At 48.0% G+C, this 11,435-nt stretch carries 11 protein-coding genes; 7 read left to right on the top strand and 4 right to left on the bottom strand.

The genetic code is table 11. The features are described from left to right. Window positions 1-989 (bottom strand): ABC transporter substrate-binding protein (locus Q0369_RS08460; RefSeq protein WP_298098620.1); only part of this gene is annotated, 989 nt, incomplete at its 3' end. A 159-nt stretch (window positions 990-1,148) separates the two neighbouring features. On the opposite strand from Q0369_RS08460, the gene Q0369_RS08465 reads away from it, so the two are divergent. From Q0369_RS08465 to Q0369_RS08490, 6 genes are all read left to right on the top strand, one after another. Next, complete coding sequence (locus Q0369_RS08465) at window positions 1,149-2,573, top strand: SPFH domain-containing protein (protein WP_298098623.1); 1,425 nt, start codon at window positions 1,149-1,151, stop codon at window positions 2,571-2,573. A 622-nt stretch (window positions 2,574-3,195) separates the two neighbouring features. Continuing rightward, window positions 3,196-3,873, top strand: a complete 678-nt coding sequence (locus Q0369_RS08470; protein WP_298098627.1) for a hypothetical protein — start codon at window positions 3,196-3,198, stop codon at window positions 3,871-3,873. A 118-nt stretch (window positions 3,874-3,991) separates the two neighbouring features. Next, window positions 3,992-4,732, top strand: coding sequence for a sulfite exporter TauE/SafE family protein (locus tag Q0369_RS08475; RefSeq protein WP_297943055.1), 741 nt, complete (start codon window positions 3,992-3,994; stop codon window positions 4,730-4,732). Between the two features lie 89 nt (window positions 4,733-4,821). Then, window positions 4,822-6,453, top strand: a complete 1,632-nt coding sequence (locus tag Q0369_RS08480) for a DUF6138 family protein (protein ID WP_298098632.1) — start codon at window positions 4,822-4,824, stop codon at window positions 6,451-6,453. 2 nt (window positions 6,454-6,455) lie between these two features. Beyond that, the gene (locus Q0369_RS08485; protein WP_298098636.1) at window positions 6,456-7,085 is read left to right on the top strand and encodes a hypothetical protein; all 630 of its coding nucleotides are present in this window, start codon (window positions 6,456-6,458) and stop codon (window positions 7,083-7,085) included. Window positions 7,086-7,095: 10 nt separating this feature from the next. After that, complete coding sequence (locus Q0369_RS08490) at window positions 7,096-7,905, top strand: hypothetical protein (protein WP_298098641.1); 810 nt, start codon at window positions 7,096-7,098, stop codon at window positions 7,903-7,905. A gap of 80 nt (window positions 7,906-7,985) precedes the next feature. Here Q0369_RS08490 and Q0369_RS08495 read toward each other — a convergent pair whose 3' ends face one another. Beyond that, window positions 7,986-8,672 (bottom strand): hypothetical protein, encoded by a 687-nt coding sequence (locus tag Q0369_RS08495; protein ID WP_298098647.1) that lies wholly within the window; start codon window positions 8,670-8,672, stop codon window positions 7,986-7,988. A 975-nt stretch (window positions 8,673-9,647) separates the two neighbouring features. Between Q0369_RS08495 and Q0369_RS08500 the strand changes: the two genes are divergently transcribed. Next, a complete protein-coding gene (locus Q0369_RS08500) occupies window positions 9,648-9,854 on the top strand; it encodes a hypothetical protein (protein WP_298098651.1) in 207 nt (68 codons plus the stop codon). Here the strand turns inward: Q0369_RS08500 and Q0369_RS08505 are convergent. Together Q0369_RS08505 and Q0369_RS08510 are read right to left on the bottom strand one after the other, a co-directional pair. Beyond that, the gene (locus Q0369_RS08505) at window positions 9,838-10,890 is read right to left on the bottom strand and encodes a HAMP domain-containing sensor histidine kinase (RefSeq protein WP_298098655.1); all 1,053 of its coding nucleotides are present in this window, start codon (window positions 10,888-10,890) and stop codon (window positions 9,838-9,840) included. The two genes, Q0369_RS08500 and Q0369_RS08505, sit on opposite strands and share 17 nt — an antisense overlap. Continuing rightward, window positions 10,887-11,435: response regulator transcription factor (locus tag Q0369_RS08510; RefSeq protein ID WP_298098658.1), on the bottom strand; the 549-nt coding region annotated here is incomplete at its 5' end. The genes Q0369_RS08505 and Q0369_RS08510, both read right to left, overlap by 4 nt.

Below are 11,435 nucleotides of genomic sequence, written 5' to 3' on the forward strand. Positions count from 1 at the left end.
ATATAGCCAAATTCCGTATCGCTTAGCTCGTAATTCATAAATTTTTTATAAAACGCCTTCGTTTCGGCTTTTACGTCGATGTCGGCAAAGAGCTCCGGCTGGATGGTTTTGGCTGCCCATAAAATTTGAAGCACCGTATCCGCGCCGTATCGATCCCAGTTAAAAACTCCGCGCGGATTGCCGTAAACGCGTCCGTTTTTGACCGCATCCGTGCCGCTGTAAACCGGGCTTGATTTGATTTTCTCTACCGCATCTTCGTTGTGATCACCGCCCACGATTATGATCTGCGGGTTGCTAGCGATGATCTCCTCGGCGGTGATGGTTTTCATCGGGCCTTTGGTAGCGGTGATCGCATTCGTGCCGCCGGCTAGCTCTATCCACGAATCGATCAGCGTGCCCTTGCCGTCGATCTTTAAAAGATCGCTTCCGCCTACGATGTGAAGGACGCGCGGGCGCTTGTCGGGGCTTAAATTTGCGGTGCGGCCGCTAACCAAAGCGATATTTTTATCTAAATTTGAGATCAGATCATTTGCTCTTTGCGGTGCGTCGCCGCCTAGCATATCGCCGCACATCCTGATGCTTCGCCTCATCTGCTCGTAATCGCTAAAGCTCGCCTTTAAAACGGTAAAGCCCTGCTTAGCTAAATTTTCGCCTGCCAGTGCGGTTGAGACGATGACTACGTCGGGGTTACGGCTCATCAGCTCCTCTAAATTTACGTCGTTATTTTTTAGCAGTACTGGGATCTGCGCTAGGCGCGGATAAATTTTAAGAAACCATGCGTTTTTGCTGATGTTATCGGTGGTGGCGACGATCTTATCCGCTCCGCCCAGAGCCAGTAAAATTTGATTGTTCGAGTGCCAGAGTGCCGCGATACGCTCAACTTTTGCGGGGATTTTGACCTCAGCTCCGTCCATATCCTTGATAGTTCTAAGCTCTGCCGCGCTCGCAAAAAGCGCACCCGCTAAAAGCAGTAGTAAAAATTTTTTCATTTTTTCTCCTAAAAGGTATTGAAATATACGCTGCGATATTACAAAAAACCTCATTAAAATTGCGTAAATTTTAACCGCTGTCGCCGTGATTATTTATTATTTTTCAAAGTAAATTTTTATATAATCCATTTTAAATTTAGCATTTTTAAAGGAGAGAAAATGGGTGAAATTTTATATTTGATCGGCGCCGCAGTCGGGATTTTAGCGGTGCTTTTCATCATCGTGCCGCTGTTTTTTAGACGCGTAGTGGAGACGAACGAAGTTCATATAGTCCAGAGCGCGCGCAAGACGACGAGCTACGGCAAAGATACCGGCAACGGTAACAGCTACTACGAATTCCCGAGCTGGGTGCCGGCGCTGGGCGTTACGAAGATCGTTTTGCCGGTCTCGGTCTTTAGCATCAAGATCGAGGATTACGAGGCGTATGATCTAGGTAGGCTTCCTTTCGTAGTCGATATTACGGCGTTTTTTAGGATCGTGGATTCAAATTTAGCCGCCCAGCGCGTCAATAATTTTCAAGATTTGAACAATCAGCTCACAAACATCATCCAAGGCTCGATCCGCTCGATCCTTTCAAGTCGCGTGCTTGAGGACATCTTGCAGATCCGCTCCGAGCTTGGGGATGATTTTACCAAGGCGGTAAAGACGCAGCTGCAAAACTGGGGTATCGAGCCCGTCAAAAACATCGAGCTGATGGATATCCGCGATAGCAGCGGCAGCAAGGTTATCTTTAACATAATGGAGAAGAAAAAATCCCAGATCGAAAAGGAGAGCCGCGTCGAGGTCGCAAACAACACCAAGCTCGCTCAAATCGCCGAGATCGAAGCCGCGCAGGCAACCGAAGTGCGCCAGCAGGAAGCCAATAAGATGGTGGGCCTTAAGACCGTCGAAAACGAGCGCGAAGTCGCGATCTCAAAGGAGCAGGCCGAGCAGCTCATCAAGGATCAGCAAAAGATCACGCAGGAAAAGGCGATGGAGGTCGTGCGGGTAAACGACGTCAAGCAGGCTGAGATCAAAAAGCAAGTGGAGATCGTAAAGGCCGAGCAGGAGCAGCGCAAGATCGAGATCGACGCCGAAGCGCGCAAAAACGCCAAGATCCGCGACGCCGAAGCGATCAAGGAAAATCAAATTTTGGTAGCGCAGGGCGATAAAGAGAAGCAGTTTCTCGCCGCCGCGGCGCTTTTGGAGATGAAGGATAAGGAGGCGCAGGGTACGCTAAAGATAGGCTCTGCAGAGGCCGAGGCGCTTAGGCTGAAGGAGCTCGCGCCCGTAAACGCACAGATCGAGCTCGCGCGCGAGATCGGCGAAAATCAGGGATACCAGACCTATCTTATTTCGATCAAACAGATCGAAGCGAACCGCGACATCGGCCTAGAGCAGGCCAAGGCGCTAAGCGCGGCGGATCTTAAGATCATCGCAAACGAAGGTAGCGTAGGCGAGGGGATGAGTAAATTCGGCGAAATTTTAAGCGCCAAGGGCGGCACGCAGCTAGCCGCGATGCTTGAAGCGCTAAATCAAAGCGAGGTCGGCAAAAAGGTGCTGGATAAAATTTCAGGCGCCAAGGAGGGGGATAAATCCGAGTAATATTCGCAGTTTCGGGCGAGTAAAATTTTAAATTTATACGCTAGCGGCGCGTCGGACGAGAGTAAATTTGAGCGATACGCTAGCGGCACAGCGCGGGCGAGCAAATTTGAGCGGTCTGCCCGTTCGGGCGGTTTGACTGTCTGTACTTGGATAAAATTTAAGGCGCTAGCGGAATTTTAAAGATTACGAAATTTTAGATACTCGCGAAATTTCGAATTTCGCTGGAATTTAAAACGTCGTTAAATTTTAAAATGCCGCGGAATTTTAAATATTGCGGAATTTAAACGCCACATTTCAAACGCTCGTAAAATTTCAGGCTCTCGTGCGTAGCGTTTGAAAGCGGCGCGGTATTGTAAGTATTCGCAGGCGCCGAAACTGCGCGTAAATTTTATGAAATTCGCAAAGCAAGATTTAAAATTTAGGCGCGGGTGCATAGCGTTCACGCGAATTGCACTTAGTAGTTGTAGGTTTGCCGCCAATGCTTGAGCTCTGCCGTTTATCGGTCAAATTTTGCCGCCATGCGAGGCTAAATTTATTCGGTTCGGATGAAATTCAGGAAGCGCGAGCTGTTGGCGGCAGCGCAAAATTTAACCCATCCGCATAAAATTTTAAGGAGCGCACGATGGCAAACGCCGTAAATTCCGCGCAGTACCAAGCGCGCATCAAACAGGCGGAAACTCTTTTCGAGGGGCGAAATTTTACCCGGTGCCAAACGATAAATTTAAGCGGCGGATATGAGATCGTAAAAGACGCATATGGGCCCAGCACGGCAAGCTTTGGCGGCGGCGAATACGCGCTGTTTGGCGCGCCGCAGATAAAAAGCTGGCGCTGCATAGACGATAGGGCGGAATTTTTTAGCCTGATCCGCCACGCAGACGGCAAATTTTACCTCGTTTTTCGCCAGGATCTATACGGCTACAGCGTGCTTGATCTAGCCTCAGCGCAGATCATGCGCTTCGTGCCGGACGCCTGGCTAGACGGCAAGGAGAGCTTCATTTGGGATGGCGTGCACTATCTGCGGGGTTGGGACGCGCTAGCGGTGGACGGCTGCTACTGGGCGGCCCCAAACGGCGCGCATTTGGTAAGCTTTGCCGAGCCGATGAGCGAAGAGCAGAGATATGTAGACGTTTTAGACTGCATACGGGGCGGTTACGACATCTACGAGCAGGCTGATTTCGCGGGCTTTGAGGGTAATAAACTGAGCCTAAAATGCTTTCGCGCGGACACCTTGCGATATGAAAATATAAAAATTTCGCGCGAGCGTTGCCGCGAATGGATGCGCGAAGCAAAACGGCTATAAGCTTTAAATTTGCTAAATTTCGCGCCTAAATTTAAACGCTTGCAAGCGATAAATTTTAACGGCGAGCCGCAAAAAGCGGAATTCGGCGAGACCAAAGAGGCTGAAATAAGGAATACGGATGTTTTTTGAATATATTTTAATCGGCGCTTGCGTAGGCTTTATCAGCGGATTTTTCGGCATCGGCGGCGGCACGGTCGTGGTGCCCGTGATGATGCTCTTCGGCTACGACGTCAAGTACGCCATCGGCATCAGCATCATGCAGATGATCTTTAGCTCGATTTTCGGCTCGTTCGTAAATTTTAAAAGCAAAATGCTCGACGTCGCGCCGGCGCTGGTGCTGGGGCTCGGAGGCTTTTGCGGCGCGCTTAGTAGCGGCTTTATCGTAAGCTATTTCTCCTCCAAATTCCTTCTGGGCACGCTTATTTTGGTGCAGATCATAAATTTAATCAAACTCTTCAAAACCCCGACCGAGCCCACCGGCGAGGCCAATGAATCTAAAATTTTGCTCTTTATCGTGGGGTTGTTCGTCGGCGCCGTGGCGATCAGCGTGGGTATCGGCGGCGCGGTATTCGTGATGCCTATTTTGATCAGCTTTTTAAACTACGACATCAAAAAGGCCGTCAGCACGGGGCTATTTTTCGTGATATTTTCCTCAAGCGCGGGCTTTCTGAGCCTTTCCGCGCACGGGCTCGTGTACTACAAGATCGGTGCGTTGCTCGGAGTCGGCTCGCTAGCCGGCGTTTACGCGGGCGTCAAAACCTCGCACAAGATCGGTAAAAAGGCTCAAAAGCGCTGGATGATCGCACTTATCGTCACGATACTTTGTATAACGGTTAGGAAATTTTTGGCTTTGAGCTAGGCGTGCTTACCGAATCAAAGCTAAAATCGGATCTAAATTTAGTCGCGGCGCCTTGCCGCAAATTTAACTCAAATTTAAAAGAATCATCAATGAACGAAGCTCAAATTTCGCTAGCGGACAAAATTTCAGGCGCACTAAAGCGCCTGATCAGGGATAAGCTCGGCTCGCAGTACAAAGGCGAGGCGCCGTATTCGGGGTGTCGCGTGCAAGAGGGGTATTTTGATTTTTTGTGCGTGGAGTGCCGCGGATCGCGCATTAGGCTCTATCTTGACGACTTTGACGCGGACAGTTTCAGAGCCGATGCGCCCGAGATAGACGAGCTAGATCGCGAGGAGTTTGAGGCTATCGTCCCGTTTATCGCAAAGAGCGCGGAGGAGGAGTTTTTGGCTGAAGCAAATCTGCCGTTTTTTGCGTATAAGCTGGATTTGGCGGTCAAATTTGAAGGCGCGGGCAGCAGCTTGGCACAGCGCAGCTGCGAGCATAAATTTTACTTTGAAAACACTGCGCGAAAAGGCGAGCTAAAGCGCAAAATGGATGATTATATAGACGAGATCATCATCCGCCGCGATAAAAAGATCAAAGACGGCCGCGAGATTTTCGTGTTTATGGACCGCATTTTCGATCTTTCGCTTATGGATTACGACGAAGCGGCGCTTGCGGCGCTGCTTGAGCAGGTTATCGCCGCGGTACAGGACGTCAAAAACAGGCGACTTTTGGAAGATTTTATCATCGCGCTAGAGAATAATCTGCGGCGCTGGAAAGAGGAGAAATTTCTGCCGAAATTTTACGATATTTTAGGTGACGGCTGGAGTAAAGATTACGAGCTCAAAAAGGATTTTACGCGGCAAAACGTGGACGCGGGCGAGCTTGCGTTTTTCGTGCGGGCGGCGTTTTGGAATATCAAATTTAAGCGCTATAGTTGGGATGTGAATCTTGCGCGCAAAGATTTGGAGTGCGCGGCTAAAATTTTCGGCTCGGCGCAGGCGCAAAGCTATCTGGATCGCGGCACGGGCGAGCTTAAGGGAGAGCTAGTAAAATTTAAAGACGCGGACGTAGAGTGTCTAGCGAACGACGTTTTCGCACAGGTTCGCGTGAAAATCAAAAATGAAACGGCGGACGCGTATAAAAAGGCGCTAAATTTCATCGTAAAGCTTCTGCAAGCGGGCTTTTCTGCGAGCTACGCCGTAAAGCTTAGCTCCAAGGCGCAGAAAGTTTATCTGCCGATCAAAGGCCTTGCGCCCACGCAAACTCACCGCTTTTTCGCCGCCGCGCTTGCGCACGGGCTCGACGGGGAGCTTGAGCTTTACGCGAACGAGGCGTTAAAGCATAAGTTTGAGTTCTATGCCGACACGGACGGCAAAAAGTGCCTGATGAGCGGCAGCTACGCAGTATTTGGGCTCGCGCTAAAGAGCGAAAAATACTTTGCTCTCGCGCGGCGCTACTTTGAGGCGGTGGATGCCGAACATCAGAGCGCGCATATAAAATTTATCGAGGCATTTATCGACCGCTACGGCATTAGCGAGCGCAGTTTAGAGGTGATCGTCGCAGGGCTGCTGTCATATCAGGAGGATAAAATTTACAAAAGCTTAAAGGCGCTAATGAAGGGGCCTGCGAACAAAGCTCTGTTTGCGCACGCGATCTCGGGGCTGAGCGAGCATGAGAAAGAGAGCGCGGCGTATGCCGTGTGGGGTAAAAACTGGCAGAAAAATTTAAAAGGGTAAAATTGAGCACTATTTTATATTGGTTTTTGACTGAAATTCAAAGCGGGCAACGGTGCCTGATCGCTGTAAAATTTAGCAGACTTTTGAAAATTATAAAAATTTCGTTTAAGCGTAAAAAGCTTTGTTTCGGCTTAGGAATGGCATATCTGATTTTGTATTTGGCATTTGATTTCTTGCCGAAATTTTCATTTCATACGCCTATTTTTAATATTTTTTACGATTTTATCTACTTTATATTTAGAGTTTCTGTGCCGATATTTTTAGTCTATTTTTGCATAGACAAAAGCAAGCTTTTATTTGCAAAAAATCAAAATTTAACGCCACAATTTATGATTATTTCCGCTGGTTGGTATTTATTGGCTTTTTATCAATTCAGCAGAGGATATTTTTACTATTTTTATATTGCATCGTCGATTTTATTCTTAATTTTTAGGGTTAGGAGTATAAATTTTATCCTCTTTCTCACGCTGATTTGCTTCGAGCTATTTTTTGATGCGTTTTACGATACGGGCGGCTTCTTAGCTTTTTTGCTATTTTTTATGTCGATTTTTATGTGGTTTTTGTATGATAAAATTTTACGAATTTTGATAAAATTCGGCTCAGCGAAATCGGCAGAGAAAAGATCAAAATAAAGGAGAAAAAATGACGATAGACGGGGTAAAAATTATCGACAGCGATGATGGATGCGATATATATTTGACTATCACAGAGCGATACAAGGACGGCGAAAATGTTGAAACGATATTGCAAGATGTTTTGGCGCAGGCGGAAAATTTCTGCACCGATGAGCTTTATAGCGAGATTTATTGGACGGCCCTAGCGTATTCGCTTTGGAAGATCGGATTTTTAAATGATGAAATTCGCGAAAAAGCCCTTGCCATCATAAAAGGCGGCGCAAGCCAGATGTGGAATAAAGTCTTTGACAGATCTCAAAAGAGCCGCCAAAAAGCGCTTGACAAATTGGCGCTTCAGCTAAAAAGCGAAAATCCAAGACCGCTTAAACGGCCCAAAATTTCGAAGCAAAAAACGCCCTGTTTCGAGGAGGGCGACGTTTTGTCTATCCAGATGCAGCAGGGATACGGCGTTTGTTTTGTCTCGGCGGTAGATCAAACGCCCAGGAAGCTCGAGTACCACCTAGCCTGCACCAGACTGCTGCAAAAAGAGCCACCTGGCATGGACGATTTTTTAAAAAGCAAGATCGCAGGCTCGAAAAACGGCGACTTCCTTAGAACGGACTGCTGGTTTAATCATAAGGATTTAAAGGAGCTGCTGCCACATCTAAAAAAGATCGGTAAAGTAAAATTTACCCCGTTTAAATTGGGCGAATTATCTCCCGCGAAAGAATTGGAAGATTTTTATAATAAAATCACCGCAGATCCCAAAGTATGGGGCTTTAGGCTAATTGATACAGCCCGTTTCGTAGAGGCTGTGATCGAGGATATAAATGAATAAAAGCGTCGCGCGGTAAATTTTAAAATTTAACCCTGGCAAAATTTCATAAATTTAGCCCTTTGCAGCGAAATTTTTAAAATTTAACTCTCCGCGCGCGCTTTGCTTTTTGAAATTTCATCGCTGCTTGCACTATTTAAAATTTCATCATTGCTTGCGGCGGCTCTCGCGAGCGATTTTTGAAATTCGTATTTGAAATAAAACGTCCACGCAAGCGGACAGAGGATTATTAAAATGACGGCTACGACTTCGGCGGCTTGCGCATGAAATATTACAAATAAGGCACCTATATAGTTAAGAACATAAACAAAACCCCAAAATACCGCGTTTGAGCGGTCGTTTGATATCTCGGTTGCGGCCGAATAGATACAAATGCAAATTAGCGAGGCGATCAAAAAGGCCTCAAGGACGCCTAGTTTTTGGTAGTTTACGTCCGAAGAAAAATAACCCAGCGCGCAAGACGCTAAGATTATCGCGAGTAAAATTTTGCGTAAAATTTTAAGCGATTTGACTTCGGGCGAAGCATAGATTATATGCGTGCAAAGAGCTATAAAATAGGCACCTGCGACAAAATCGAAAAATATGTAATAAGCGAATTCTCCAAATACCCCCAAATCATAGCCGCTTACTAAAATTTTTTCATCTATGACATATAGCGTGCCGAATTTCGCCGCTAAAAACGCAACCGTAAGCAGGATCGGATGTAGTAGCGCCCTGCCTGCAAGCAGATCCGCGCAAATGCGCTTCAGGAAATTTATCAATCTTTTCACGCTAGGCTCCTTTGAGATTTTGCCGCTTGCGGCGTCTTTCGTGAAATTTTCGCCGTTTGGTTTAAATTTGGTCTTAAATCGGGATAAATTTTAGCTTGAGAGCTTTTAAAAATCGCTTAGTGACAAAGGCGTAAATTTGCGCGATTGAGAGAGGGTCGCGTATTTTAAAATTTGCGCCGTTCAAATCATTTTCCTATCGCAAGCTGTTTTGCAAGCGAGTACATATTGCAAAAGGCGCAGATGAAATGGGACATCAACTAGCTTGTCTGTCCGCTCATAGCATTTAAAATTTTATTCGATTTTTAGTTGCACAGCCGGCTTATTCGCGGCGGGTTTGCGCACGGCGAGGTTTGTGTGCGGCTGCGGTATGGATTTGCACGCAGTAGGGTTTACGCAGCAGGCAGCGGGTGGATAAATTTTGGTCTAAATCGTTAGCGCGGGTGCGCCCCGCTTCGCAGCGGATGCGAGGCAGGGCGTAAATCTTATAAATTATTTCGGCGGATCGCCTAGCTCAAAGCGTAAAATTTACGCACCTATAATCACAGCCGATAAAAGCCCCCATAAAATGGCTTCTATCGCTAACACTGAGTGAAGTACGGCCTTACTCATAGCTTCTCCTTTGTTTTTAATTTTATTATTTGCCAGACTCGGGCTGTTAGAGGCGTGCCCGATCGATCTATGAGCGGGATTATATAAGATGATTGTGTTCTTAATGTGTCTTTTAAAATTTACGGCGAAATTTTTACCGCCTGTCGTAAAGTGCGAGCGAGCGGCGGCAGATTTCAGGCAAAATTCGGTCGTCTGCGTTAAGGCGCGGCAAATTTAAGCGAGCCTGCCGCTCGCCGTAATGCGCGGCAAAGTTATAAAGGGCGGCGAAGTCGCAGCGCGCGGTAAATTTAAAGCAAAATTCCGACCTCGTCGCGGCGCGCGAGGCGTCCGCGGCAAATCGATATAAAATTTAAAGCAGAATTTTTTGTGAATGCGGCGCGCGACACGCCCGTGCTTTTTTACGTCGTCAAAGCTTGCATCATCAAAGGACAAGATTGCGTCGTCAGGACCCGTATCGTCAAGGCTTGCATCGGCGCGACTTGCGCCTGTGGGCGAAATTTTATGGCGGGCTACGAATTGCAAGACGCAGCTCATCCGCACCGTCTTGATTTGAAATTTAAAGCGGAATTTTAACGCGCGCCTCGGTTCCGACGCCCGGTTCGCTTTCATATTCGATCTGTCCGCCTAAAAGACCCGCCGCCGTGCGTACGATGCTAAGCCCAAGCCCGCTGCCAAGCTCTTTGTGCGATTCTTCGCACTGATAAAATCGGTCAAAAATTTTATCCAGCTTCTCGCGCGCGATGCCGATGCCTTCGTCTTTTATGCTCACCTGTGCAAAGCCATCGCAAGCGCAGCAACAAACGAAAATTTTACCGCCCGGGCGCGAGTACTTAAGTGCGTTTTCGATCAAATTTCGCCAAATTTGATTTAGCAGCCCCGCGTTTGATCGCACGCTAAGCGGCGACAAATTTAGCTCAAACTCGCGCTCTCCGTAGCTTTGGCTCAGCGATATGATGCATTGCCTAAGCTGCTCGTCGATACGCACCGTCTCATCTAGGCGCACCGCCGCGCCGCTATCGAGTCTCGTTAGCTTTAGCATGTCGGTGCAGAGCTTGCTTAAGCGGTTTGCTTCCGCGCCGATGGAGGCTGCGTATCGCACCGCGCGCTCCTCGCTCACGCCGCCCTCTATCATCTCGCTTAACGCGGCGATCGAGGAGATCGGCGTTTTCATCTCGTGCGAGACGTTTGAGACGAACTCCTTTTGTAGCTGCTCGTGCTTTTGCAGCTTCTGCGCCATTTTATTGACGTTTACTACAAGCTCGTCCAACTCGTGCATATAGAGGTAATCGGTGCGGTGCCTATGTATCTTGCGCTCGGCGCGCGCCTCAAAATCGCCGTTTGCGATCGCGGTGATCGCGTCTAATAGCCGCTTGATCGGGCGGAATAAAATTTTAAGTCCGAAGTAAAGCAGGGTAAAATTTAGCGCCATCGTGATTAGACAGATGATCGCGCACAGCGCCACTCCGTCCCAAAAACCGCCGATCTTGCCGCCGATGCCTATGTAAAAAAGCATGCAAACCGCAAAGCAGACGATGAAATTTATCACGCCGAATGCGAGCGAAGAGTAAAACGCGATGAAGCTTTTAAGGCTGATGAGGTATTTTTTCACGCTCGCTCCTTTTTTACGGCTTTGTAGCCGAGCCCGCGCACGGTGATTATCTCGAAATCTTTGGAGTTTTCGAATTTTGCCCGCAGCTTTTTGATGTGCGTATCGACGACGCGCTCGTCGCTGTCCGTCTCATAGCCCCAAATTTCGCTCATTATCTCAAACCTTGTAAAAATTCTACCCGCGTAGCTTAGCAGTAGAAACAAAAGACGAAATTCCTTCGGCGCTAGGCTTATCCGCTCGCCCTCGGAGCGGACGCTGAGCGTATCGTAGTCAAGCTCGCTTTCGCCGATGAGAAGTCGCTTTTCGTTCGCGATCTTCGCGCGCCGCAGTAGCGCATGCACGCGCAGCACGAGCTCTTTTAAATTTATCGGCTTGCTCATATAATCGTCCGCGCCGCTTTTAAAACCCGTCTGCATATCCTCGATCTCGCTTTTTGCCGTTATAATCAGTATCGGCTGGCTCTTGCCGTCGCGCCTAACGTATCTACTAAGCTCAAAGCCGTCCATCTTAGGCATCATCACGTCCGAGATGATCAGATCGAAGTG

It is taken from the genome of uncultured Campylobacter sp. (assembly GCF_938030685.1).
Taxonomy (GTDB): domain Bacteria; phylum Campylobacterota; class Campylobacteria; order Campylobacterales; family Campylobacteraceae; genus Campylobacter_B.

What these genes read in the sequence shown, in the direction of transcription:
- Q0369_RS08480 (WP_298098632.1), top strand. Translation starts at nt 4,822, where the DNA reads ATGAACGAAGCTCAAATTTCGCTAGCGGACAAAATTTCAGGCGCACTA.
- Q0369_RS08465 (WP_298098623.1), top strand. Translation starts at nt 1,149, where the DNA reads ATGGGTGAAATTTTATATTTGATCGGCGCCGCAGTCGGGATTTTAGCG.
- Q0369_RS08470 (WP_298098627.1), top strand. Translation starts at nt 3,196, where the DNA reads ATGGCAAACGCCGTAAATTCCGCGCAGTACCAAGCGCGCATCAAACAG.
- Q0369_RS08475 (WP_297943055.1), top strand. Translation starts at nt 3,992, where the DNA reads ATGTTTTTTGAATATATTTTAATCGGCGCTTGCGTAGGCTTTATCAGC.
- Q0369_RS08490 (WP_298098641.1), top strand. Translation starts at nt 7,096, where the DNA reads ATGACGATAGACGGGGTAAAAATTATCGACAGCGATGATGGATGCGAT.